Source organism: Cellulomonas sp. CW35 (assembly GCF_052378485.1).
In the GTDB taxonomy this organism is placed as follows: domain Bacteria; phylum Actinomycetota; class Actinomycetes; order Actinomycetales; family Cellulomonadaceae; genus Cellulomonas; species Cellulomonas uda.
The window spans coordinates 120,378-145,110 of record NZ_CP199000.1 but is presented as its reverse complement, the minus strand read 5'-3'; the positions used below and the strand labels follow the sequence as shown (position 1 = coordinate 145,110).

Here is a 24,733-nt window from a genome sequence, read left to right as displayed (position 1 = left end):
GTCGTCGCCTGCCCGCGCGCCGTCCCTCGTCGGGGTGCTGCGCGAACGTGCCCGGTGCTGACAGAGTTCGGCCGTGCACCTTCCGCCGCTGTCCCGGGTCCCGGCGCTCGTCGCCGTCACCGGGCTGCTCGCGGGCGGCGTCACCGGTGCGCTCGCCGGCGGTGCCCTCGCCGACGAGGGCGGTCCGAGGCCGCTCCCGGACGTCGCCGTGCGGTACGACACCGAGCACGTGGTCGCCGACCTCGCCGACGCGCTGCGGGCGGTCGACACGTACACGTTCGAGCTGCGGCTCGATCCGCAGGCTCCGGTCGTCACGGGTGGCGCCGAGCGTCACGGCGACCGTTGGGACCTCGTCGGACGGATCGACGAGGACGGCGCGGTGAGCGAGCTGCGGCTCGTCGACGACGACGCGTACGCCTCCCTGCCCGGCCTGACCGACGGCTTCGCCCGCACGTCCCGCGAGGACCCGGCCGACCTGCTCGTCGGCGCGTACGTCGACTACCTCGCGGTGGTGGACCTGTCCCGCCGGTTCGAGGAGGTCCGCGACGCGGTCGCGTCCGTCGCCCCGGGTGGTGCGTCGATCTCCGTCGACGGCGTGACCGCGCAGCCGTTCGACGTCGTCGTCGACCTCCGACGGGCGACCGGGGCGACCGGTGAGCGGTTCACCAGCGGCGCCGTCGCCAACCCGTACTGGATGCTGCGGCTGTGGATCGGCCCGGACGGTCTGGTCCGCCGCTACGCCGAGCCCGCCGGCACAGTCGAGGCCGACCTGACGGGCTGGAACACCGAGGTGCGGATCGACCCCCCGGACGAGGTCACCGAGCTCACCCCCCGCCCCTGACCCGTCCCGGCCCCTGACCCGCGCCCCCCGGCCGGCCCGCCGCCCGACGACCCCGCGGTTCCTCCGGCTCCGCTCTCCCCTACCCGGAGCAACCACGGTCTCGGCCGCCACCACGACGACGACCCCGTCGTCGCTCCGGGTATGAGCGGCCGGAGACGGAGCAACCGCGGGGTCGTCGTCGTGGGGAGGTCGGAGCGGGGGTGTGCCGCGGGGCGGCGGTGCCGGGCGGGACGCGGTTCGACTCGTCGCGAGCGGCCGCTATGCTGTCGGATGCCGACCGCGGCTCGGCGCCTCCGGGCGTCCGAGGACGGTTCGCGCGGGTGTAGTTCAATGGTAGAACTTCAGCTTCCCAAGCTGACAGCGCGGGTTCGATTCCCGTCACCCGCTCCCAGATGAAACCGCAGGTCAGAGGCCACATCCCAGCCCGACCACCCCACCCGAAATAGTCTCTCCGCAGTGGCGTTGCACCATAACGCACCATAGGAGTCATGGGAGGATTTCGTGGCAGGCAGGTCCGGCAGGCTCCCGTGGGGGTCCGTCCGGCAAGAGCGGAGCGGGCGCTGGACCGCGCGCGTGCCCGTCCCCGACGCCCCCGGGAAGCACCGCAGCCTCGGAACGTACGTGCGAAGCGAGCCCCCTGAGGCTCGCAGAGCCCGACGGGGGCCACGTCGCGACAAGCTTTGCGATGAGGTCGAACACGGGGTCGTACCCAGAGAACGGCGAGAAGATGGGCTGCAGGTTCGGCAGGTGGGCCAGCAGTGACTCAAGGTGGTTGCTGAGAGCGCCGAGGTCTCGCTGAGTGATGAGGATGTCAGGGCTGTCTCGCACTCCGTCGACCCGTGCAAGGAGAGCACGGAGCATCTCGACTCGCTCGTCGTCGGCCGGGAGCTCTCCGCTAGACCAGAGCTCGTCGAGCCGCGCCCGCGCAGCATGGAGTGTCGCCCACACGGAGTTTGACCGAAAGTCCTCCACCCATCCCATAAATGCGATTCTGCCGTTGCTGTGCGCTGTCGACGGCTGGTCCGAGGGTGAGTTCGCGACGCGGCGGGCGCGTTCTCGAAACCTTGGTACTGGCGTATATCACCCCTCGCGCAAGTCCCGCACGACGGGCCCCAACGACCGCCGGTGATGCCGTCACGCTCCGTCGGGCACCTCGGTGATCTCGGCGTCGTGCAGCCGGAACCGCCGCAGCAGGTCCATGAAGCGTTCGTTGACCGTGAGGTATCCCAGGCGTCCGGCGCGCCAGGCGTCGTGTACGCCTTCGATGCCGTCGACCTTCATCCACAACCAGGTGCCGATATCGGTGCCGGGGTAGACGACGTGCACCTGGTCGTCGACCGTGACCCGCGCGTCGGCGAAGCTCACCCCGGTGATCTGCGCGGCGATGATCGCGTCGGCCAGCGCTGGGGTGACGAAGTAGGTGGCGAGCGCGGTCACCAGGTCAGCCTCTGGCGGCATCACGAACTCGTAGATCGGCGTCTCGGTGAACCTCGGCGGGACGACCGTGTAGTCGACGCCCGTCTCGTTGGCCAGGTCGCCTGGCACCGACGGCTCAAGCTGGTAGTAGGGCATCTCTCTCCTGATCACGGCACGACGGGCGGGGTGAAGTTGCTGCCGAGCTGCTGGTCGACGTACTGGGCGTAGTCCAGGAAGTCCTGGCGAGTGACTCCGCTTCCGACTGGGTGTTCGGCGTAGAACCTGTCCCACATGCGCCGGATTTGCCTCAGGTGGATTTCCCTGTTCACGGACGTGTGGACGCCCCGCAGGTTACCGAGCGAGTGCATCTCAGCCTCGGTGAACAGACCCGGGTAGCGCCTGAGCACCCTCTGCTCGATCGCGTGGTGCACCCAGTAGTCGCCGCGAGGCTTGAGCTCGGGGTGCGCGTCGAAGAACGTGTTGCGGTACTGCTTGGTCGCGGCCTCGCCGAGCTGGACGCGCGGGACCGGCCGCACCCCCGGGCCGAGCGGCGGGATGAGGACGGCTTCGGCGATGCCTCGCGCGCCGCTGTACTGGTCCCAGTGCCACGGGTTGTCCGGGGGCCCCGAGACCGTGCTGACGAACGGCTTCCACCACTCGGCGAACAGCCCGTCCGGGCCCTCGTCGGCGGCGGCGTTCAGCGCCTTGGCGGTGTCCCGAGCGGCCGCACGCACGGACGCACGGACCGAGTCGAGTGCGGCTTGTGCGCTGACCTGCTCGGGGGTCAGCGTGGTGCGGTCCAGGCCGGTCCCGGTCGGCGGGATGCAGTAGTCGCCGGAGCGCCACAGCGCCAGGGCGCCCTCGGCCTGCTCGCGCGCCCACTCCAGCACCTCGGCGTACACGCGCAGTGCCGCAGCGGCCCCGTGCGCGATGGCTTCGGCGACCTCCGCCTTGCGGACCGTCACGCCGAGCTGGCCGCGGAACCGGTCGGCGGCCTCGCCCTCCCACGACGTGTCGATCCTCATGCCGGCGATCCGCCCGTACAGCCGGCCACGGGCCTCCAGGGTCACGGCGTCCAGACGCAGCGCGCCAGGGTCTCCGGCGATCAGGTCGGCGCCGCACGTGGCGGTCGCGAGCTCGCTCACCCCCACTGGAGGTCCGCCCGGCAGCCGGCTGCGATGTCGACGATCGAGATGCCCTCGACCATGCGGGCCTTCAGCATCTGCTCGACCTGGTCGTAGGACGTCGCGCAGTCCTGGACGGCACCTGCGACGTTGACGATCTCCTCGCGCAGCACGACCGCACCCTTCTCCCACGCGCGCACCCACCGGTCGGCGGCAGCGACGAGCTCGGCCTCGCCGTACTCAGCCCGCCGGGGCATGAGCGGCACGTCGGTGATGTCGTGCGCGTGCGCGAGCAGCTTGTCCGGCACGCGGTGAAGCTCGTCGACGTCGGCTGTGAACCCGCGCCCCCCAGCCTGTTGCCCCCTGGTCATGCCCGCGAGGTTTGCGAAGCCCGTCCCGGGATGTGCGTAGTCGTCCACAGTCTCGCTCGAGGCGGACTCGATTCCCACATACGACCCATCGTGGGGCAGCCAGCGAGCCCGTCGATCGCTGTCCGGTTGCTCCCGTGCGCGCTGTGCCAGAAGCCGTGACCGGAAGTCGCTGTGCCGAAAGAGTGAACCGCGAACGGATTCGGGACACGCGGGCGTCCAGCCGGCTAGGACGTTGTCGTGACGCCGGACGGTCCGGCGGGATCGGAGGGGCAGCGTGGCGTTGCTCGGGTACGCGCGGGTGTCCACGCGGGAGCAGGACCCGCGTCGGCAGGTCGACGAGCTCACGCGCGCCGGGTGCGAGCGCGTGTGGGTCGACCATGGCGTGAGCGGTGCGGCGGCGTCCCGACCGGAGCTCGACGCTTTGCTCGGCTACGTGCGCGACGGCGACACGATCGTGGTCACCGAGCTTTCGCGGCTCGGGCGGACCGTCCGGCAGCTCGTCACGCTCGTCGACGACCTCGGGCAGAAGGGCGTCGGCGTCCGCAGCCTGACCCAGGCGATCGACACGACCCCCGGCCAGGGCGGAGGGCTTGGCGTGCTGCTGCTGTCGATCTTCGCGGCGCTGGCGGAGTTGGAGCGCGAGGTTCTGATTGAGCGCACCAAGTCCGGGCTCGAAGCCGCGCGCGCACGCGGTCGCATCCCCGGCCGTCCCCCCGTGGTCGACGCCGAACGCCTCGCTGCGGCTCGCGTCCTCATCGACCAGGGTCAGAGCGTGGTGTCCGTCGCCAAGACGCTCGGCGTCGGACGGTCCTCGCTCTACCGCGCCATCGAGCGCGAGCGCAGCCAGAGCGCCAACGCGGGCGCCCGATGAGCGAGCGCCCCGTCCCGCCCGGCTGCCCGTATGCGCTCGCCCAGGTTGCGCTCGGGAGCGCCCCTGGTGGCGTATGGGTCGACGCCGTCCTGACCTGCGACGGCGAGCCGGTGGCTCGCATCGTGCAGCACGGCGACGGTGGCCCGGACCACATCCGCCCGCTCGCCCCGGCCGGGTGGGCGGACGTCCGCGAGTACGAGCAGTACGCGCGTGCGTGGGGCGCCCAGCACGGCATCCGCCACGAGCCGGCCGATGCGCTCACGGCGGAGCTGCTCGCCGCGTGGGCCGCCACGCAGCGGTGACGGACAGCGACCCGACCCCAGCCCCACGAGCCCCGGGGGTCGTCCACAGTGCGTGTCCCCACCCGCTGACCAGGGGATTCGCCCGTGCCACCGTGCCAGCACCCGACACCCCGACCACGAGGAGGTCTGCGATGACGGTCCGCACGCTGGCCCACGCGCAGGCCGTCGCCGCGCTCCTGAGCCGCTGGGGCGTCCCGGCCGTAGCCGAGTACGTCGAGGATGACCCGTACATCCGCGTCGGCCTGTCCTACGACGGCCTCGTGCGCGCCTGGATCGACCCGGGCGACCTCGAAGTCGCCTATGCGCGCGTCCCGAACCGTCCGCCCCGGCTCGTACGCGGGCCCGGGTCGTGCGTCGACGGGCACGCCTGCGATGACGCGCACTGCGTGGCCGAGCAGCTCTGGGAGTGGGTCATCTGCTGGCGAGCGTGCCCGCCCAGGCGGACTCGTCACCCCTGACCCTCTGGTGCGCTGGGTTGTGGACAACCGCGTCCCCCGCACAGCCGTTCTCGCTATGGTCCGGTTGCACCCGTTATTACCGATCTGGGGGACAACTATGACGTGGCGGCGAGCGTGGCGGAACGTCGCTCTGGTGGCGGGGTTCGCCGCACTTCTTCTCGTGCCTCCGAGTGTCCGAATCGCGAGCACGGGCGACATCGCCTGGTGCCGCTCTCTCGGTCTGGAGTGGCGTGAGCCGGTGAGTCTGTCTCGGACGCTGACCGACAGCCAGATCGATGCGGTCACGCACTACGTGGCAGAAGGCGGTCTCGCGGACGAGGTCGCTGCTCAGGCCCGTGTGGCGACCGCGTGCACCGATGCACGACAGGACCGTCAGACCCTGATCGTCGTCGTCGGGTTCGTCGTGCTCGGCTGGCTCGTCGTCTCTCGCGGGTCCACGTCGAGCCGCTCCAGCCGGACCGACGACGACGTGCGCTCCGAGAGGCTTGACGGAGACGTGGCATGACGTACCAGTGCACGATGACCGACTTGCTGGTCGGCCAGCTCAAGCAGTCAGCCATCGACGTGTGGATGCGTGAGCAGGGATGGCGGCTGTACGGCGACCATTACGAGAACGGCTCGCGCGGTTCGGTCGCGAAGGTCACCCGACCGAACACCGACGGGTCGGGTGGCGGTGACTGGTCCGCCGACGCTCTCTCCACGCTGTTCGGCCGCGTCGACCGGGACGAGTTCTTCATCGCCCAGTTCGACGCCGTGCGCCGGACCATCGACGAGATCGTCGCCCCCTGGCTGGCCTTGCCGTCGCCCGCATCGATCGCGCCCCTCGTTGAGGAGTGCCGACAGACCACGCGCCGGCTGTCGGGTGCCGCACGCATCGAGGACGGCGAGGTGACCGGTGGCGGCGAGCTGACTGTCCACGTCTCACTGGTGAGCCAGAACCTCACCGCCATGTCAGGCACGCTCATCGCGTCGCTGAAGGCGAAGTTTCTCGGCCAGTTGGCTCGGGCCATCGGCGGTATGCATGCCATCTCGGTCGTGCGCGGGATCGACGTCGCCGCACAGCAGGCCCTGTGGGCTGAGGCCCAGACGGCGTTCGAGGACATCCTCGTCACGGCTCGCACGGCCCTGGATGCGATTGCTCACGGACGGGGCCCGGAGTGGAATGACGCGCTGCAGGCTGCGGCGTGGGTCGCGAAGGGCGCGGGGATCTTCGCCACGGGTGGGGTGAGCGCCGCGCTCGAGGTCGGCGGGATCGCGATTGACGTCCTGTCGGCGACGGCAGCCCCTAGCCCGTCGCCCGAGGTCAAGGCCCCGACATCGTACGCGGGCGCGATCGCCTCTCTTCGGAGCGAGCTCTCGCGACTTTCCGACCGGATCGAGTCCGAGGAACGGCTCGTCGCCCGCAACGCGGCGCGCAACGTCACGCAGATCACTCAGGACCGCACGTCATACGACCTGTCGCAGCCCGCGGTCTACGACCTCGAGCCCGCGATGGTGCTCAACGCGTCCTTGCTCGAGGAGATCTACGCGGTCTACATGCCGGAGATCGCGACGGAGCTCGACGCTGTCGCTGGGGGTGTACCGATCTCGTCGGCGCTACGACGCGCCGTGGCACGTGACGCCACGATCGGGCTTGGTGCGCACGGGCCGAGCGACAACGTCGCTGAGTTGACGCAACTGCTCTACAACTTGCTCAGAGACCTGGCATGGGAGGTCCGCAGCGGTGCCAGGAACCTAGAACTCGCCATCGCCTCGATCGAAGAGCGCGATGCGCAGGTCGCCGAGGAGCTGCGGCGGATCGTGAAGCGGATCGACGCGGGTAGCCCGTACGCCCCGTGGGGATGATCCCCCGCTCCCCTTGCACCATATTGCACCATAGCGGGGTGGCACAGACCGGCGTCCGTTGTCGTGAGTTGTCGCATCGAACCGCTGTGACCTGCACTGACGTCGCAGAAGGCGTAGTCAGGAACGTACATCCGTCAGATTCCCAAGCTGACAGCGCGGGTTCGATTCCCGTCACCCGCTCCATCATCTCCGCAGGTCAGAGACTTGCAGACGCCCGGTCGGGCACTTCTCGGACCCCATGCCGGTCCGAGAAGTGCGTCCGAAGACCGTCCTTGGCTCTCACGAAGGTCACGTCCGCACGAGCATCCTGCCGGAGCTCCTACGCGCAGTGCCCGTGATCCGCGGGGGAGGTCGGTCCGCGATCGAGCCAGCGTGAGTCGTGAAGCACGCACCGCGCTCTCGACGAGCACCGCACCCTGCTGCGCCGCGAGCTCGGCGTGGACGTGGCCCCCGAGCTGGACGCGCTGGTCGGCGCGAGGGCGCTGCGGACGCGCTGACTACGGGGATGTGGCAACCCACAGACCGACCACACGGCGACCACAGAGCGAGCCCGCGGGCGTTCCGTCCGGTCCGTCCTGCTCCTAGCGTCGAGGCGTTCCCACCCGTCCCGACGCCAGGAGCGAGGCATGAGCATCACCGCACCGCAGCGCACGTCGTCCAGGTCCCTCGTGCTGTGCGCCTGCCTGGCCCAGGTGGTCGTCGTGCTCGACACGACGATCATCGCCGTGGCCCTGCCCGACGCGCAGGCCGAGCTCGGCTTCGGCGACGCCGACCGGCAGTGGGCGATCACCGCGTACACGCTCGCGTTCGGCTCGCTGCTGCTCGTCGGCGGGCGCATCTCGCAGGTCCTCGGCGCGCGCCGCGCGTTCATGCTGGGCGTCGCGGGGTTCGGCGCGGTGAGCCTCGCGGGCGGGTTCGCGACAAGCTTCGGCCTGCTGGTCGCGGCGCGCGTGGCGCAGGGCGTGTTCGCGGCGCTCATGGCCCCGACGAACCTCTCGCTGATGAACACCGCGTTCCCCGGCAAGGACGAGCGGGCCAAGGCGTTCGCGATCTTCGGCGCGGTCGCCGGCGCGGGTGCCGCGCTGGGGCTCGTGCTCGGTGGCGCGCTCACGCAGGCGGGGAGCTGGCGCTGGTGCTTCTTCGTCAACGTGCCGCTCGCGCTCGTGACGGTGCTGCTCGCGACGCGCGGGCTGCGCGGCACGTCCCCGGCCCGCCGCGGCGTGGTGCTCGAGGACGCCGCGGGTCTGCTGCTCGGGTCGAGCGCCGTGTTCTGCGTGGTGCTCGGCTTCTCCCGCGCGGAGACCCTCGGCTGGGGGCACCCGCTGACGGTCGGCCTGCTCAGCGCGGGCGTGCTGCTGGGTGCCGGGTTCCTGGCCCGCGAGCGCGTCGCGCCCTCGCCGCTGGTGCCGCTGTCGATCGTGACCGACGCGCGCCGCGCGAGCTCGTACCTCACGATCGGGCTCGTCGGGCTCGCGCAGATGGGCAGCTCGCTCTACCTGACGTTCTACCTGCAGCGCGACCTCGGGTACACGCCGCTGCGCACCGGTGTCGCGTTCCTGCCGATGGTCGGCGGCCTCGTCGTCGCGGCCGTCGTCTCGACGCGCGTGCTCGTGCCGCGTGTGGGGCTCGCCGCGACGTTCGTCACGGGCGCCGCGGTGCAGGCGGCCGGCTTCGCGTGGATCGCGACGCGCGTCGACGTCACGACGACCGACGCGGGCCCCCTCGTGGCGCCCATGGTCGTCGCCGGGATCGGCCTCGGGCTCGTCATGGCGCCCGCGATGTCGTCCGCGACGCACGGCATCGGGCCCGCGCACTCGTCCATCGCGTCGGCGTTCGCGAATACGAGCCAGCAGCTCGGGGCGTCGCTCGGCGTCGCGTTCCTGTCCACCGTCGCGGCCGACGCCATGACCCGCACCCTGACGTCCGGCGCCGACGAACTGCGCGCGAGCATCGCGTCGGCCGTCGCCGCCGCGGGTGCCGAGCCCGGCTCCGCGCAGGCCGCGGCGATCCGCGACCAGCTCGTCGCGCAGGCCGCGCGGTCCGCCGAGATCTCCGCCTACAGCACCGGCCTGACCGTCCTGGCGCTGATCTGCGCCGGGGTCGCCCTCGCGGTCGTCGCCGTGTTCGCCGCGGACCGCCGGCACGGCGGCCGGGGCAGCCGCACCGACGACCTCGTCGAGGCCACCGCCTGACCTCTCGTCCGCACACGCACCCCCCTCGACCCAGGAGGCACCACCGTGACCGTGACGTCCCGCTACCCCGCCACCCCCGCGCAGCGCGGCATGTTCCTGCACCACGCGGCGAACCCCACCGACACGGCGTTCGACCTCGCGTTCGTGTTCCGCATCGAGGAGCCGGTCGACCTGGGGCTGCTCGTCGAGGCGACCCGCGCGGTGTTCACCGCGGCGGTCGGCGCGAGCACGTCGTTCGAGCACGGCCCCCAGGGCGTGACCGCCGTCGTGCGGCCGGGCAGAGCCGGGGTCCGCGTCGTCGAGCTGGCGCCGGACCCGGTGGCCGACCTCGACCGCGACGCACGCATCGCGCTGGAGACGGAGGCGATCATCGCGGCCGGCCCGATCCCGCCGGGCGCGCCGGAGCAGCTCACGGTCCGGGTGTACCCGGGCGAGGGCGTGCACCACCTGACGCTGGTGGCATCCCACCTCGTCGGGGACGCGTACTCGTTCTACCGCGTCGTCGACGCGATCTCGACGCTGTGCACGCTGCCCGGCGAGGCCTGGCCGCAGGTCCTCGACGGGCTGCGCGACCACCCCGGCACGGTGCCGCCCACGCCCACGTCACCCGGTGCGGTCGCCAGGTACGGCGAGCTGCTGGCGACCGCGGACGACCTGCGGCATTCCGAGCTCGAGCCGCGGCGCGGCGACGGGCCCGTCACGGGCACGCACCACCGCTGGTCCCCGGACCCGGCGACCGCCGCGCGCATCCGGGCGAGCGAGACGTGGACCGAGCACGGCGCCGCGACGACGTTCTTCACCGCGTACGCCGCGACGCTGCAGCGCCTCGCGGGCCGCGAGACCGTCGCGCTGGGCGTGCCCCTCGCGGGCCGCGCCGGCCACCGCGCGAAGAACGCGATCGGGTTCTTCGTCAACACGCTCCCGCTGCCCGTGCGGATCGACGCGACCACGACGTGGCGCGAGCTCGCCGCGCAGGTGCGCACCGGGATCCGGCTGCTGCAGGCGAACCAGGGCCTGGACCTGTCCGGGCCCGACGGCGCGGACCTGCTGGGCGGGGCGTTCCACGGCGTCGACAACGCCGTGACGTTCTACAAGCAGAACCTCGTGCTGCGGCTGCCCGGCACGCGCGTCACGTCCGTCCCGCTGCGCCGCGACGCGCTGCCCTACCCGCTCACCGTCACGGCGTCCGACGACGGCGAGCGCATGGAGCTCGACGTCGCGGTGGCCGACCACCTCGAGGCCGCGGACGCACCCGGCCTGCTGCGCGCCGCGCTCGACGCCCTGACCCGCACGCCCGACGCCCCGGTGATCGGCGACGTGGTCCTCACGGACGCCGACGAGCAGCCCGCGAGCCCGGGCACGCGCCGCACGGTCGTCGACGACCTCGAGGACGTCGCGCGGCGCACGCCGCACGCGGTCGCGCTGCGGGCCGGTGGGCTCGACGTGGACTACGCGACGCTCGTCGCACGGGTGCGCGCCACCGCGGCCGCGCTCGACGCGGCCGGCGCCTCGCCGTTCGTCGTCGTGACGCTCCCCCGCAGCGTCGAGGCGGTCGTCGCGATGCTCGGCGTCATGGCGTCCGGCCGCACGTACGTGCCGGTCGACCCGGCCGCGCCGCCGCGGCGCGCCGAGCTCATCCACGCGCGCGTCGCCCGCGAGCTCGACGGCCGCGTGACCGTGCTCGCCGAGCCCGGCGCGCAGCACACGCTCGCGTGCCGCGCGGACGTCCACCTGCTCGACGGGTTCGCGCTGACCCGCGGCGACGGTGCGCAGCTGCCACCCGCCCCCCGGCGCGGCACCGACCTCGCGTACGTGATCTTCACGTCGGGCTCCACGGGTGAGCCGAAGGGCGTCGTCGTGCGGCACGACAACGTGACCGCGCTCCTGGACGCGGCGCTCGACGCCGTCCCGCACGAGCCGAGCGACCGGTGGTGCCTGTTCCACTCCCTCGCGTTCGACTTCAGCGTGTGGGAGGTGCTCGGCCCGCTGACCCGCGGCGGGTGCCTCGTCGTGCCGCAGGGGGACGAGGTCGCCAACCCCGAGGCGTTCGCCGCGTTCCTCGCCCGCGAGCGCGTCACGGTGCTCAACCAGACCCCGTCCGCGTTCCGCCGCCTGTCCGACGTGCTCGTCCGTGCCGGCACGACGCTGCCGGACGTGCGGCTCGCGGTGTTCGGCGGCGAGGCCCTGTACCCGCAGGACCTGCGCCCGTGGCTCGACCACGTCGGCGCCGGCACGCGGTTCGTCAACATGTACGGCATCACCGAGACGACCGTGCACGTCACGGCCCGGGAGATCACCCCCACCGAGGCGCGCACGCAGGTGCGCAGCCTCATCGGCGAGCCGCTCGCGCACCTGGGCGCCGTGGTCGTCGACCCGTTCGGCCGCCTGTGCCCGCCCGGGGTGAGCGGCGAGCTGCTGGTCACGGGCGCGGGCCTCGCGCAGGGGTACCTGGGCCGGCCCGACCTGACCGCGGAGCGCTTCCGCACGGTCGTCGTCGACGGCCGCCGCGAGCGCGCGTACGTCACCGGCGACCGGGTGCGGCGCGACGGTGACGGCGAGCTCGTCTACGTGGGCCGCGTCGACGACCAGGTGCAGCTGCGCGGGTACCGCATCGAGCTCGGCGAGGTGACGTCCGCGCTCACCGCGGACGCGGGCGTCGGCGCGGCCGTCGTGCGGCTGCTCGCCCCCGCGGGCACCGAGCCGTTCCTCGCGGCGTGGGTGGTGCCCGCGCCGGGCCGGACGCTCGACGACGACGCGGTCGGCGCGCTGCGTCGCGCGCTCGCCGAGCGCCTGCCCGCGTACATGGTGCCCGCCGCGATCGTGCCCGTGGCGGCGATCCCGACCAACCAGAACGGCAAGCCCGACCTGGACCGCCTGCCCGCGCCGGCCGCGTCCCGCGCCGACGCGGCACACCCCGGGACGGCGGGTGGGGGCGCTGGCACAGGAACCGGCACAGGAACCAGCGCGGCCGCCGACGAGGACGCCGACGATCTCGCGCACCGCATCGCCCGCGTGTGGGAGGACGTCATCGGCGCCGGGCGGGTGCGCCCGCACGACCGGTTCATGGACGTCGGGGGCACCTCGATGCACGTCATGCAGGTGCACGAGCGCCTGCGCACCGGCCTCGGGCTCGCCGACGTCACGCTCGTCGACCTGTTCGAGCACGCCACGCCCGCCGAGCTCGCGGACTTCGTCTCGAGCCGCGCGACCCGCTGACCCGACCACACGAACGGGAGCCCGCCATGACCACGCAGCCCACCCCCCGCGACCACGCCCGACCCGAGCAGCGGGACCACCGCGAGCAGCACCGAGACACCGTGAGCGTCGTCGGCGTCGCGCTGCGCGTGCCCGGTGCCGACCACCCCGACGCGTTCTGGGACCTCACCGTGCACGGGCGCACGACGTTCGAGCAGGTGCCCCGCGAGGACTCGCACCAGGCGGGGTACCGCGACGAGCAGCTCGCCGACTCCGCGTTCGTGCCCGTGCGGTCGGCGCTGCGTGACGTCGCCGCGTTCGACGCCGACGCGTTCGGCATCAGCGCACGCGACGCCGCGCTCATGGACCCGCAGCAGCGCGTGTTCCTCGAGACCGTGCGGCAGGCGCTGGACGACGCGGGCCTCGACGGCGACCTGCGCGCGCTGCGCGTGGGCGTGTTCGGCTCGTCCAGCAGCAGCACGTACCTGCCGGGGCCCGTGACCCGCGCCGGGCTGTGGGACGCCACCGACCTGAACTTCTCCGCGATGCTCGCGAACGACAAGGACTTCCTGTGCACGCGGACGAGCTACGCGCTCGGCCTGACCGGACCCTCCGTCGTCGTGCAGTCCGCGTGCTCGAGCTCGCTGCTCGCGGTGCACCTCGCCCGCGCCGCGCTGCTCGCGGGCGAGTGCGACGTCGCGGTCGTCGGCGGCGTGTCCGTGTCCCTGCCGCACCTGGGCGGGTACCTGCACCGCGCGGGCAGCATCTTCAGCGCTCGCGGCACGTGCCGGCCGTTCGACGCGGCCGCCGACGGTACGGTCAAGGCGCACGGTGCCGCGGCGGTGGTCCTCACGCGGACGTCGCACGCGCCCGCCGACCGCGTGTACGCCGAGGTCGCGGGCTCGGCCGTGAACAACGACGGCGCCGACAAGGTCGGGTACCCCGCGCCCAGCGTCCCCGGGCAGAGCGCCGTGGTCGCGGCCGCGCTGCGCGACGCGGGCCTGACCGCCGACGACGTGCGGTACGTCGAGACGCACGGCACGGGCACCGCGATCGGCGACCCGATCGAGCTGCGGGCGCTGGCCCTGGCCCGGGACGCCGGTACGGGGACGACGAGCGCGCCCTGCTACCTCGGCGCGGTCAAGGGCAACCTCGGCCACCTCGACGCCGCGGCCGGCGTCACGGGCGTCATCAAGGCGGCGCTCGTGCTGGAGCGCGGCGTGGTCCCGCCCCTCGCGGGCTTCACGACGCCGAACCCGCTGCTCGCCACGGACGGCTTCGCGTTCCCGACGAGCGCCGTGGACGCGCCGTGGCTCGACGCCGCGGGCGTCAGCTCGTTCGGCATGGGCGGCACGAACGTGCACGTGGTGCTGCGCCGCCGCGCCGACCGCGCGCGGCGGCCCGCGCCGTGGGGCGGACGCACGCTGGCGCGCACGCGGCACTGGCTCGACGACGCGGCGCCCACGGCGGCTGCGGTGCCGGCGGCTGCGGCGCCGGCGGTGGCTGCGGCGTCCGGGACGTCCGCACCGTCCGGGGAGCTCGCCGGCCCGGTGCAGGAGCAGGTGCTCGCCATCGCGCGCCGGCTCCTGGTGCACCCGACGCTCGCCCCGCACGACGACCTCGTCGACGCGGGCGCCGACTCCCTCACGCTCGTCGACCTGCTCGCGACGCTGCGCGACGACGTCGAGCCGACGCTCGAGTTCGCCGACCTCGAGCAGGCACGCACGGTCGCGGCGCTCGCGGCGACCGTCGTGTCGCGCCGCGCCTCGTCGGACGCCCCCGCCGCGGCGCCGGCGCGCACGCCCGCCGCCACCCGCGCGGACGTGCTCGCACCCGTGGGGCTCGTGCGGGTCACCGCGCCGCGCGAGCGGACCGTCTACCTGGTCCACCCCGCGGGCGGCACGACGACCTGCTACGCGGGCCTGGCCCCGCACGTCGACCCGCGGCTCGGCATCGTCGCGATCGGCTACCCACCCGAGCTCGTCGGGCAGGGCCCGAGCATGCGCGCGCTCGCCGCGACGTACCTGGACGCGATCCGCACCGCGCAGCCGCACGGCCCGTATCTCATCGGCGGGTACTCGTTCGGCGGGAACCTCGCGGCGGAGATGGCGCTGCAGCTCGAGCAGGCGGGCGAGCAGGTCGAGCACCTCGTGATGGTCGACTCGCACCCCCCGCACGCGTACACCTCGGGCGACTGCGGTCCCGAGGACTACCTGGCCGCGTTCCCCGCGCTGCTGCACGCGCTCGTCCCCGGCCTGCGCCTGCGGCCCGGCGTCGAGCACGCACGCGACCCGCGGGAGGTCCTCGAGCGGGTCGTCGAGCCCGCGTGGCCGACGAGCGTGCGCGACGAGCTCGCGCGGTTCTTCGCGATGTGGCAGGAGAACCACCGCGCGCTCAAGCGGTGGACCCCCGACGCGGACCTCACGTGCCCCGTGCTCGTCGTCGAGGCGTCCCGGCCCGAGCCGCCCGAGGTGCTCGACCGGCTCGGCATCGCGCACACCAGCGTGCGCGAGTGGCAGCGGTACGCGAGCAGCCTCGTCGCGTACGCACCCGTCGACGGCGACCACTACTCGATCTTCCGCGACGACGACGCGCTCGCGACGATCGCCCGCGCGCTGTCGTCGGTGCTCGACGCGGCACCCGACGCGCACCACGACGCGGCCCTGGCCGGCACCCGATGAGCGGCGAGCGCGCGACGATGCTCGCGGTGTTCGCGGTGCACAACGCCGAGGAGATCGCGTTCGGCGACCGCGGGACACCGTTCGACCCGGCCGTGCTCGCGCGCGTCGGCCTCGAGCCGGAGGACTACGGGCCGCGGCGGATGGCGCTCGCGACCGCCGTGATCACCGCCGCGGTCGCGGCCCTGACCCGCGGGCTCGAGGACTCACCCGGGCCGGTGCGGGCCGGCGCCGCGGTCGCCGCGGCCGGTGCGCTCGCGCTCAACGGTGCCAGCCATGTCGGGCGCGCCGTGCGCCTGCGCGAGTACAACCCGGGGCTCGTCACCGCGCCCGCCCTGCTCGTCGCGTCCGCACGGGCCGCCCGGTCCGCCGCGCGCGCCGGCGGCCTGCGGCCCGGCACCACGGCGGCGTGCGTCGCCGCGGGCGCCGTCGTGACGCTGCCCGTGATCGTCGGCTCGCTGCGCCTCGCCCGGCTCCTGCGCCGCTGACGCCCCTCCGTCGCCCCGCCACCCACACCCACCGAGAGGAAGTCCCATGACCGCCACCCTCATCGACGGGCGCTCGCTCCAGCGCAGCCTCGTCGCCCCCGCCGTCGCCGCCGCGGCGGCCGCCGGCGTCCGGCCGCGCGTCACGCTCGTCAGCGTCGAGAACCCCAACCCCATGCTGGCCGTCAACCGCGGCCTGCACGTGCGCACGCTGACCGCGTACGGCATCGACTGCGAGGACGTGACGCTCGGCCCGGACACCTCGCTCGAGACGCTGCTCGCCACGATCTCGCTCGCCAACGCCGACCCGGACGTGCACGGGATCATGGTGCTCATGCCGCTGCCCGCGCACATCGGCGTGCGCGACGTGCTGCCGGCGATCGCCCCGGAGAAGGAGCTCGAGGGCCTGCACCCGCGGCACTCCGCGGGCCTGCTCGCGTCCAACGTCCGCGAGGACGACGCGGTGCTGCCGCTCGTCGGCGAGGCCGTGCTGCTCGCGCTCGCCGCGTCCGACATCCCCGTCGAGGGCAGCACCATCGTGCTGCTCACGGAGACGCCGCTCATGGCGAGCAACCCCGTCGCGAACGTCGTCGCGCGCGTCGCCGCCCCCGCGTTGCTGCCGCTGTCCGCGCCGTTCTCGCTCGTGCCCGTCGACCACCCGCAGGCGCGCGAGCTGGCCCGCACCGCCGACGTGCTCGTCGTGAGCCTCGAGCACCCGCAGGTCGTCACGGCCGACTGGGTGCGCCCGGGCGCCACCGTGATCGACTTCAACCCGATGCTCGTCGGCACGACGACGCGCGACGACGGCACCGTGGTGCCCGTGCTGCGCGGCGGCGTCGACACCGACGACGTGGCCCGCGTGGCCGGCGCGATCATGCCCGTCCCCGGCGGGATCGGTCCCGTGATGCTCGGCCTGCTCATGCGCAACGCCGCCCGCGCGGCCACGCGCACCGCCGCCGTGCCGGTCTGAGCACGCGTTTCACCCCGGCGTCGGCCCCGGACGGGCCCGCTTCGCGGGCTAGTCTGAGGCCGACGTCGAGGGGGGATCGTCGTGTTCGTGCGCGAGCAGGAGCTGGCGCGCGTGCAACGTGCGTGCGACGCCTCGGAGATCGCGATCGTCGTCCGGGGCCCACGCGGGTCCGGACGGTCGACGTTCGTGCGCGAGGCCGTCGAGCGGTTGCCGCGCGCTTTCGACGTGCGCGCGAACCCGACCGAGTCGTCGTGGCCCTTCGCGGGGATCTCGTCGCTGCTGTACGCGATCGACGACGAACGCTGGCGGCACCTCGCGCTGAGCCTCGGCTCCGCACCGGACCTCGAGGTCGTCGTGGTCGCCCACCGCATCCTGACGCTCCTGCACGAGCACGACGCCCCCGCGACCGTGCTGCTCGTCGACGACGCCGACCTGCTCGACCCGCGCAGCCGTGCCGTCGTCGGGTTCCTGGCGCGCCGGCTCGCGGGGACCGGGCTGCGGCTCGTGCTCCTCGTCGAGAGCGTCCCGCCCGAGCTCGGGGGTCTCGACGAGGTCGTGCTCGGGCCGCTCGACGCGCGCCGCACCCGCGCGCTCGTCGGGCACCTCGCGCCCGCGCGGCACCACCCCGCCGTGCTGGACGTCGTCGCCCACCGCAGCGGCGGCTCACCCGCCGACGCGGTGGACCTGCTCGCCGGCCTCACGCCCGCGCAGGCGGCGGGCAGCGCACCGCTCGAGCTGCCGCTGCGGCCGGGCCGCGTCGAGCACGTGGCGCGCCGGTTCGCGCAGCTCCCACCCGCGCAGGCCGCGCTCGTCGAGCGGCTCGCGCTCGCACCCCGCACGCACGCCGACGACCTGGGCGGCGGTGACGAGCTCGAGGTCGTCGACGAGCTCGTCGCGGCCGGCTGGGTCGCACGCGACGGCGCGTGGCTGAGCCTCACGCGCGAGCCCGTGCGCTCCGCGGTGTTCCACTCGACGAGCGCGCGCCGCCGCCGCGAGCACCACCGCCGCGCCGTCGAGCACGTGAGCGACCCGTACGCGAGCGACTGGCACGCGAGCTTCGTCGACCCCGGCCCGCGCGCGGCCGAGGCGCTGCGCCGCGCCGCGCTCGGGCTGCTCGCCGAGGGCTCTCCCGACGTCGCGTTCGAGTACGTCGAGCGCTCCCTGCTGCTCGCGCAGCCCGGCGCCCGCGCGGCCGACCACCTGCTCGTCGTCGCCGCCGCGTACTTCTACCGCGGGCACCTGGAGATCGCGCGGCGCTACGTCGACATCGCCGAGTCCGTCGAGGAGGCGTCGCCGCACTCCCGCCTCGTCGTCGCGAGCCTGCGCGTGCGCATCGAGTACGTCGCGACGCAGAGCCTGCTCACCGCGCTCGCCGAGCGCGCGCTCGAGCTGCACGGCGCCTCCGCGCCCGACGAGTCCGTGCTGCTGCTCGCGCTGCTCGCGACGTACAGCACCGAGCGGTGGGAGCTCGTGCGTGCCGCCGAGTACCTCGCCCGCATGGACGCCCTCCTCGGTGTCGCGCACGAGCCCGCGCACACCGTCGCCGAGAGCGCCGCGATCCTGTTCGACGCGATGTCCAGCGCGCGCGCCCGCTCGCGCAGCACCGTCGTCGCCGTCCAGGTGGGCCCCAACCCGTCGTCGACCACCGCGCTCATGACCCGCGCCCGCGCCCTGACCTACGCCGAGCGGTACGACGAGGCGCGCGACCTGTTCCGCACCCTGCTCGCGTCACCCGCGGCCGTCGACCCGCTGTGGGTCGTCACCACGCGGCTCTACGACGCCGACAACGACCGCCTCGCCGGTGACCTGCGCGCCGCGACCGCGACCGTCGCCGCGCTCGTCGAGCAGGACGAGCTGCCCCACGTGCACCGGCCCTACCGGCTGTTCCACGAGCTGTGGTACTTCCACGAGACCGGCCGTCCCGACCGCGCACGCGCCTGCGAGGACGAGCTGCTCGACATCTCCCGCGGCAGCCGCAACCCCGCGATCTCCGCGCGCGTCGACGCCTACCTCGGGGCGCGCGCGCTGCACGCCGGCGACCTCGACGAGGCCGCCCGCGCCCTCATGCGGTGCCGCATGGTCTCCGCCGGCCCGCCCGGCCCCCACCTCTACCGGTGCGACGCCGACCTCGTCGAGGTGCTCGTGCGCACCGGCAACACCGCCGCCGCGCGCACCATCGTCGACGACCTCGCGCGCCGGTCCGCGGCCGCGTCGTCCCGCTGGTCCGCGCTCGCGCTCGCGAGGTGCCGGGCCCTGCTCGCGCCCGACGACGAGGCCGTGCGCGCGTTCGAGGACGCCGCCGTGATGTTCGGGCCGCGGGACAGTGACTACGAGCTCGCCCGCACGCTGTCCGCGTTCGCCGCGCGGCTCGACGCGATGGGGGCGGGCGAGCGCGCCGAGCGCGTGCGCGACGACGCGGCCGCGACCTACCGGCGCATCGGTCTGCCGTGGTGGGCCGGGGACCTCGTCGGGGCCGACGACGACGCGTCCCTCGCCCCCGGCGCACCGGCCGGCCCGTCGCCCGCCGGGCCGGGCTCGTCGTCGCCCGGCCAGCCGGGCGCACGCTCGTCGGTCGCACACTCGTCGGGCGCACGTTCGTCGGCGGCACGCTCGTCGGGTGCAGGCTCGTCGGACGCACGCTCGTCCGACCTCGTCGCGGCGCTGTCCGATGCCGAGCGGGACGTCGTCGAGCTCGTCGTCGCCGGCCTGCGCAACCGGGAGATCGCCGCGCGGCTGTTCCTGTCCGTGCGCGCGGTGGAGTCGCGGCTCACGGCGATCTACCGCAAGGTCGGCGTCCGCTCCCGCGCCCAGCTCGTCTCCCTCCTGCCCCACCCCTGACCCCCCGCGAGCCCGCCATCACTCCGGGTAAGCCCGTTCATAACCGGAGCAACCACCGGCTCGGCGGACCCCACCCCCCCCGCGAGACCGTCAATGCTCCGGATCAGGCCGCTCAGAACCGGAGCAACCCCGGGGTCGGCGGACCCCACCCCCGCGAGACCGTCAATGCTCCGGGTCAGCCCGTTCATAACCGGAGCAACCGCAGGCTCGGCAGACCCCACCCCCGCGAGACCGTCATTGCTCCGGATCAGGCCGCTCATAACCGGAGCAACCACAGGGTCGGCCGGTGCGGGTCGGCCGGTGGGGTCGGCGCAACCCGCCCCGCCCCCCGCGAGACCGTCGTTACTCCGGGTCAGCCCGTTCATAGCCGGAGCAACCGCGGGGTCGGCGGACCCCACCCCCGCGAGGCCGTCGTTGCTCCGGGTCAGGTCGCTCATGACCGGAGCAAGCGCGGGGTCGGCGGGTGGGGGTTGGTCGGGGGGTCGGCAGGGTGGGTTGGCCGGGGGGTGGGTGGGGTGCTGCGGTGGCGTCGGGGCTGTGGCGGGGCGGGATGTGATGAGGGGCCGGCCCGTCCCCCGACGGCCGGCCCCACGGGGCAACCCTGCGTAATCCAGACTGAAACAGTCAAGTAATCAGCCCGCCGCGTTCACGATGCGAGACGACGGCCGGTCTGCCTGGGCGTACGTCAGACTCGACGGGTGATCGACGCGCTCTCCTCCGCCGGTCCCCCCGGCGCGCCGGCGTGGCACTGGCTGCCCGAGCAGGCCGACGCGCCCTCGACGGCGGACCTGGAGCGGGCGCGCACCGAGGCCGAGGCGCTGCTCGCGGACCACGGCGTCACGTACGGCGCGGCCGACGAGCACGAGCCGTGGCGCCTCGACCCGGCACCCGTCGTTCTCGACGAGGACGACTGGGCCGGCCTCGAGGCCGGCATCACGCAGCGCGCCGAGCTGCTCGACGCCGTGCTGCAGGACCTGTACGGCGCACGGCGGCTGCTGACGGACACGGTCCTGCCGCCCACGGCCGTCGTCGCGCACCCCGGGTTCCTGCGCGCGGTCGACGGCCTGCGCCTGCCGGGCGGTCGCGAGCTCGTGCTCGCCTCGACGGACCTCGCACGCGACGACGACGGCACGTGGTTGTCGCTGGCCGACCGCACGCAGGCGCCCTCCGGCGCGGGGTACACGATGGAGGGACGGCGCGTCGTCGCGCAGGTGCTCGCCGGCGTCTACCGCGCGACCCCGATCGCCCGGCTCGGACCGTTCTTCCGCGCGCTGCGTCAGACGCTCCACGACGTCGCGCCGCCGTCCGCGAGCGCGCCACGCATCGCGCTGCTCACGCCCGGACCGGGCTCGCAGACGGCGTTCGACCAGGCCTACCTCGCCTCGATGCTCGGCCTGCCGCTGGTCGAGGCGTCCGACCTGGTGGTTCGCGACGGGCGGCTGTGGGTGCGCGCGCTGGGCGGCACGGAGCCCGTGGACGTGCTGCTGCGCCGCGTCGACGCCGCGTGGTGCGACCCGCTCGACCTGCGCTCCGGCTCGCGGCTCGGCGTCCCCGGCCTGGTCCGCGCGGTGCGCGGCGGTGCGTTGTCGGTGGTGAACCCGCTGGGCTCGGGCGTGCTGGAGAACCCCGCGGTGCTGGCGGCGCTGCCGCGGCTCGCGCGCACGGTGCTCGACCAGGACCTGCTGCTGCCGTCCGCACCCACGTGGTGGTGCGGCGAGGCGTCGTCGTTGTCGCACGTGCTCGCGCACCTCGACGAGCTCGTCGTGCTGCCGCTGTCCCGTGATCAGGACGCGGTGCTCGGCTGGACGCTCGACGCCGCGGCACGTGAGCAGCTCGCGGCGCGGATCGCCACGGAGCCGTGGCAGTGGGCGGGGCAGGCGCGCGTGGGCGGCGGTGCGGTCGTCGAGCCCGTGGCGTCCGACGAGGTCGCGCGGCCGGACGGTCCGGGCGTCGGGGTGCTGCGCACGTTCGCGGTCGCGCACCGCGGCTCGTACACGGTCATGGCGGGCGGGCTCGCGCGGGTGGCCCACGGACCGGTGGTGTCCTCACGCACGGGCGCGGTCGCGAAGGACGTGTGGGTGCTCTCCGGCTCGGTGGGCGATGCGGCACCGGACGCGGCCGAGGGCGTCACCGAGGTCGACGCCGCGCGGCGCACGCGACTGGGCGTGTCCTCCCGCACCGCCGAGAACCTGTTCTGGCTAGGCCGCTACGCCGAGCGCGCCGAGGACCAGGCGCGCGACCTGCGGGTCGTCGTCGACCGGTGGGACGACTTCCACGGCCGGCCGCGCTCGGCGGGCGGCCGCGCGCTCGCCGTGCTCGTCGCCGCGCTGCGCGACCCGGACGCGCCCGCCGACGGCCCCGCACCGACCCTGCGGGAGCTCACGCTCGAGCGCGGCCTCGACGGCTCGATCGCCGCGTCGGTGCGCGGCCTGGGCCAGGCGGCTGCCGCGGTGCGCGACCAGCTCTCCACGGACACGTTCGGCCCGCTCGCGCGCATCGAGCGCGCGCTGCGCGCGGAACGCGCGCGCCAGCGGGTGCCCGAGGGCGGGCTCGACCTGGGTGTCGACGACGCGCGCGCCGCCACCGCGGGCCTGCGCCCGGTGCTCGACCGGACGCTCGAGGGGCTGCTCGCGGTCGCGGGCACGGTCGCCGAGGGCCTCGTGCGCGACGTCGGCTGGCACCTGCTCGACGCGGGCCGTCGGCTCGAGCGCGCGCAGCACGTGGTCGCGTCGCTGCGCCGCACGCTCGTCGGGCCCCTCACCCGCACCGTGGAGGCGCACCTGGTCGACTCGGTGGTGCTCGCGCACGACTCCTCGATCACGTTCCGCCGCCGCTACGGGGACCACACGGGCGTCCCCGCGGTGCTCGACCTGCTGCTGCTCGACGAGAGCAACCCGCGCTCGTTGGCGTTCCAGCTCGACCGCCTCGAGCGCGACCTCGCGGGCATCCCGATGCGCGCGCGGCCGACCGACGAGCGCGACCGGCTCCTCGCGCAGGTGCGGGACCTGGTCGCCGAGCTCGACCCGGCGGCCGCCGCCACGACCGACGACGACGGGCGCCGCACGCGTCTCGCCGAGCTCCTCGACTCGATGCACTGGCGCCTGCTCGCGCTCGCCGAGGAGATCGAGGCGGTGCACTTCGCGCGGCCCGTCGCGGCGCGCGCCCTCGACGACCCGTGGGACGCGGGCGACGAGGAGGAGGTGCCGTGAGCCGCACGTACGACCTCGTGCACCGCACGACCTACACCTACCCGCAGGAGGTCACGGACTCCTACGGCCGGACCGTCATGACGCCCCGGGACCTGCCCGGTCAGACCGTCCTGACCAGCCACGTCGAGGTGGACCCCGCCCCCGCGGACACGGCGGTCCAGCACGACTACTTCGGCAACCGCACCACGTTCTACGCGGTCACGCAGCCGCACACGACGCTCGTCGTGACCGCCCGTTCGACCATCGAGATCACGCGCGGCCGCCCCGACGCCGGCGCGCTCCCGCAGGTCGCGTGGGACGACGCGGCCGAGGCCGTGGCGACCGGCTCGGCCGCCGCCGCGTTCTCCTCCGACGTGCTGGTGCAGGTCCGTGAGATGGTGCTCCCGTCGACGCACGTCACGTTCGTCGACGAGGTGCGGGCGTGGGCCGAGCCGTCGTTCGTGCCCGGTCGGCCGCTCGCGCACGTCCTCGTCGACCTGTGCCACCGGATCCGCCACGAGCTCACGTACCGCACCGGGTCGACGACCGTGCACACCACGCAGCGGCAGCTCCTCGCGCAGGGTGCGGGCGTGTGCCAGGACTTCGCGCACCTGATGATCGCGGCGCTGCGCCTGCACGGGGTGCCCGCGCGGTACGTCAGCGGGTACATCGAGACGCTCCCGCCGCGGGGGCGCGAGAAGCTGCGCGGCGCGGACGCGTCGCACGCGTGGGTCTCGGTGTGGGTCCCGGGGGCCGGGTGGGTCGACGCGGACCCGACGAACGACCAGCTCGTCGACGACCGCTACGTGGTGCTGGGCTGGGGCCGCGACTATCACGACGTCCCGCCGCTGCGGGGCGTGATCTTCACCGAGGGTCGCGGCTCGAGGCTGTCCGTGCAGGTCGACCTGGTGCCGGCGGGGTCGCCCGCGTTCGAGTGATCAGCGCGGGGGGACCGCGCGGCGGGTGACCTCGTCGGACCGCACGACGAAGCCCCCCTCGTCGACGACCGTCCCGCCCGCGGCACGCCACAGCGCCGCCGTGACGCGCGCGATCGTCGGTGCGACGCGCCGGCGTGCGATCGCGGACAGCGACGAGTCGGGGTCCTCGCCGTCCGCGGGCTGCCAGCGCACGTGGTACGCCCACGGCCCGTACTCGCGCCAGTCGAGGGTCGCGAGCACCGCGGGCACGTCGTCGGACCGCGCCGAGCGCAGCGTCACCGTGCCGTCGTAGTCGAAGACGGCCGTGACCGCGCACTCCTGCGGTCCGCCGCCCACCTGCGTCGGGACCTCCGTGGGCGAGACGCGCGCCCCGACCATCGCCGGACGCACGAGCGGCAGGACGTCGCGCGGCGCGAGCGGGACCGGCGACCACAGGGTCAGCCCGGGGGCGCCCTGCGGGTCGGGGACGACGACGTCGGTGCGCGACGCGGGCACGAGCAGACCGCCGGCGTGCCGCGCGGCGGCCGTGCACCACGCGCTCAGCTGGGGCGAGGCGGGCCCCTCGACGCCGTAGAGGTCGAGCGCCTCGCCGGCGCGCAGACCGGTCGCACGCACCTCGTCGGACGTGAGGGGACGCGGCCCGACGAGCACCGCGCCGCCCACGGCGAGCCGGCCGGGCACCGCGCTCGGGGCGTCCTGCACGACGATCCCGCGGAACCGCGCACCCGTCATCGGCCGGGCGACGGGGGCGGCGGTCGCGGGCTCGCGCTCCCATGCGGCGTCCGCGAACCACGCGCGCGCGAGCGCGAGGAGGTCGGTGCCCTGGGGCAGGGCGAGAACGTGCTGGTCGGAGAGCTCGACGGGCAGCGTGACGTTCATGGGAGCGGACGCTAGGGCACGGATGCTGCGCTTGTGTTTCGTCCGTGTCACTTGGTGCGAGTGACACGTTTCGCCCGGTCGTCCACCGGCCGTCCACCCTCCGGAGCGTCTCGTCCACCGGTCGGCGCGCGCTCGTCCACAG

Annotated in this window: 18 protein-coding genes and 1 tRNA gene; 15 read left to right on the top strand and 4 right to left on the bottom strand. The window is 74.3% G+C overall.

Annotation, left to right across the window (positions count from 1 at the left end; all coding sequences use genetic code 11):
* Window positions 1–73 precede the first annotated feature (73 nt).
* Window positions 74–841 (top strand): hypothetical protein, encoded by a 768-nt coding sequence (locus tag ACT17Q_RS00635; protein WP_141321019.1) that lies wholly within the window; start codon window positions 74–76, stop codon window positions 839–841.
* Between the two features lie 316 nt (window positions 842–1,157).
* Window positions 1,158–1,228: transfer RNA gene (locus tag ACT17Q_RS00630), tRNA-Gly, on the top strand.
* 747 nt (window positions 1,229–1,975) lie between these two features.
* On the opposite strand, the gene ACT17Q_RS00625 is transcribed toward ACT17Q_RS00630, so the two are convergent.
* The 3 genes from ACT17Q_RS00625 to ACT17Q_RS00615 are packed head-to-tail and all read right to left on the bottom strand — an operon-like array spanning window position 1,976 to window position 3,689.
* The gene (locus tag ACT17Q_RS00625; RefSeq protein ID WP_287922260.1) at window positions 1,976–2,413 is read right to left on the bottom strand and encodes a hypothetical protein; all 438 of its coding nucleotides are present in this window, start codon (window positions 2,411–2,413) and stop codon (window positions 1,976–1,978) included.
* A gap of 11 nt (window positions 2,414–2,424) precedes the next feature.
* On the bottom strand, window positions 2,425–3,402 hold the full coding sequence (locus ACT17Q_RS00620; RefSeq protein ID WP_444663987.1) for a putative T7SS-secreted protein: 978 nt from the start codon (window positions 3,400–3,402) through the stop codon (window positions 2,425–2,427).
* The gene (locus ACT17Q_RS00615; RefSeq protein ID WP_444663985.1) at window positions 3,399–3,689 is read right to left on the bottom strand and encodes a hypothetical protein; all 291 of its coding nucleotides are present in this window, start codon (window positions 3,687–3,689) and stop codon (window positions 3,399–3,401) included. The genes ACT17Q_RS00620 and ACT17Q_RS00615 overlap by 4 nt, the downstream gene beginning before the upstream one ends.
* A 337-nt stretch (window positions 3,690–4,026) precedes the next feature.
* Between ACT17Q_RS00615 and ACT17Q_RS00610 the strand changes: the two genes are divergently transcribed.
* From ACT17Q_RS00610 to ACT17Q_RS00550, 13 genes are all read left to right on the top strand, one after another.
* A complete protein-coding gene (locus ACT17Q_RS00610) occupies window positions 4,027–4,623 on the top strand; it encodes a recombinase family protein (protein ID WP_444663983.1) in 597 nt (198 codons plus the stop codon).
* Window positions 4,620–4,925 (top strand): hypothetical protein, encoded by a 306-nt coding sequence (locus ACT17Q_RS00605; protein ID WP_444663981.1) that lies wholly within the window; start codon window positions 4,620–4,622, stop codon window positions 4,923–4,925. Before ACT17Q_RS00610 ends, ACT17Q_RS00605 begins: the two co-directional genes overlap by 4 nt.
* Before the next feature lie 131 nt (window positions 4,926–5,056).
* Entirely contained in the window at window positions 5,057–5,383 is a 327-nt protein-coding gene (locus tag ACT17Q_RS00600; protein WP_444663979.1) for a hypothetical protein, read from the top strand.
* Window positions 5,384–5,516: 133 nt separating this feature from the next.
* Complete coding sequence (locus ACT17Q_RS00595) at window positions 5,517–5,888, top strand: hypothetical protein (protein ID WP_444663977.1); 372 nt, start codon at window positions 5,517–5,519, stop codon at window positions 5,886–5,888.
* On the top strand, window positions 5,885–7,228 hold the full coding sequence (locus ACT17Q_RS00590) for a hypothetical protein (protein WP_444663975.1): 1,344 nt from the start codon (window positions 5,885–5,887) through the stop codon (window positions 7,226–7,228). Before ACT17Q_RS00595 ends, ACT17Q_RS00590 begins: the two co-directional genes overlap by 4 nt.
* A 626-nt stretch (window positions 7,229–7,854) precedes the next feature.
* Window positions 7,855–9,420: an MFS transporter gene (locus ACT17Q_RS00585; protein ID WP_094181340.1), complete on the top strand. Its 1,566-nt coding sequence runs from the start codon at window positions 7,855–7,857 to the stop codon at window positions 9,418–9,420.
* Between the two features lie 45 nt (window positions 9,421–9,465).
* A complete protein-coding gene (locus ACT17Q_RS00580) occupies window positions 9,466–12,636 on the top strand; it encodes a non-ribosomal peptide synthetase (RefSeq protein ID WP_444663973.1) in 3,171 nt (1,056 codons plus the stop codon).
* Between the two features lie 26 nt (window positions 12,637–12,662).
* Complete coding sequence (locus tag ACT17Q_RS00575) at window positions 12,663–15,296, top strand: beta-ketoacyl synthase N-terminal-like domain-containing protein (protein WP_141321013.1); 2,634 nt, start codon at window positions 12,663–12,665, stop codon at window positions 15,294–15,296.
* Window positions 15,293–15,781, top strand: coding sequence for an HXXEE domain-containing protein (locus tag ACT17Q_RS00570; RefSeq protein ID WP_094181343.1), 489 nt, complete (start codon window positions 15,293–15,295; stop codon window positions 15,779–15,781). Before ACT17Q_RS00575 ends, ACT17Q_RS00570 begins: the two co-directional genes overlap by 4 nt.
* A 46-nt stretch (window positions 15,782–15,827) precedes the next feature.
* Window positions 15,828–16,748, top strand: a complete 921-nt coding sequence (locus ACT17Q_RS00565; protein ID WP_094181344.1) for a bifunctional 5,10-methylenetetrahydrofolate dehydrogenase/5,10-methenyltetrahydrofolate cyclohydrolase — start codon at window positions 15,828–15,830, stop codon at window positions 16,746–16,748.
* A gap of 87 nt (window positions 16,749–16,835) precedes the next feature.
* Window positions 16,836–19,586, top strand: a complete 2,751-nt coding sequence (locus tag ACT17Q_RS00560) for a LuxR C-terminal-related transcriptional regulator (RefSeq protein WP_444663970.1) — start codon at window positions 16,836–16,838, stop codon at window positions 19,584–19,586.
* A 698-nt stretch (window positions 19,587–20,284) separates the two neighbouring features.
* Window positions 20,285–22,795: a circularly permuted type 2 ATP-grasp protein gene (locus tag ACT17Q_RS00555; protein ID WP_444663968.1), complete on the top strand. Its 2,511-nt coding sequence runs from the start codon at window positions 20,285–20,287 to the stop codon at window positions 22,793–22,795.
* Window positions 22,792–23,712 (top strand): transglutaminase family protein, encoded by a 921-nt coding sequence (locus ACT17Q_RS00550; protein ID WP_444663966.1) that lies wholly within the window; start codon window positions 22,792–22,794, stop codon window positions 23,710–23,712. The genes ACT17Q_RS00555 and ACT17Q_RS00550 overlap by 4 nt, the downstream gene beginning before the upstream one ends.
* Here the strand turns inward: ACT17Q_RS00550 and ACT17Q_RS00545 are convergent, their stop codons facing one another.
* The gene (locus ACT17Q_RS00545) at window positions 23,713–24,591 is read right to left on the bottom strand and encodes a hypothetical protein (protein ID WP_141318781.1); all 879 of its coding nucleotides are present in this window, start codon (window positions 24,589–24,591) and stop codon (window positions 23,713–23,715) included. It lies immediately after the preceding gene.
* Between the last annotated feature and the right edge of the window lie 142 nt (window positions 24,592–24,733).

Excerpts from the sequence above, each read along its gene's own strand:
- ACT17Q_RS00625 (WP_287922260.1), bottom strand. The coding sequence starts at position 2,413 with ATGCCCTACTACCAGCTTGAGCCGTCGGTGCCAGGCGACCTGGCCAAC.
- ACT17Q_RS00605 (WP_444663981.1), top strand. The coding sequence starts at position 4,620 with ATGAGCGAGCGCCCCGTCCCGCCCGGCTGCCCGTATGCGCTCGCCCAG.
- ACT17Q_RS00600 (WP_444663979.1), top strand. The coding sequence starts at position 5,057 with ATGACGGTCCGCACGCTGGCCCACGCGCAGGCCGTCGCCGCGCTCCTG.
- ACT17Q_RS00590 (WP_444663975.1), top strand. The coding sequence starts at position 5,885 with ATGACGTACCAGTGCACGATGACCGACTTGCTGGTCGGCCAGCTCAAG.
- ACT17Q_RS00585 (WP_094181340.1), top strand. The coding sequence starts at position 7,855 with ATGAGCATCACCGCACCGCAGCGCACGTCGTCCAGGTCCCTCGTGCTG.
- ACT17Q_RS00575 (WP_141321013.1), top strand. The coding sequence starts at position 12,663 with ATGACCACGCAGCCCACCCCCCGCGACCACGCCCGACCCGAGCAGCGG.
- ACT17Q_RS00570 (WP_094181343.1), top strand. The coding sequence starts at position 15,293 with ATGAGCGGCGAGCGCGCGACGATGCTCGCGGTGTTCGCGGTGCACAAC.
- ACT17Q_RS00565 (WP_094181344.1), top strand. The coding sequence starts at position 15,828 with ATGACCGCCACCCTCATCGACGGGCGCTCGCTCCAGCGCAGCCTCGTC.
- ACT17Q_RS00545 (WP_141318781.1), bottom strand. The coding sequence starts at position 24,591 with ATGAACGTCACGCTGCCCGTCGAGCTCTCCGACCAGCACGTTCTCGCC.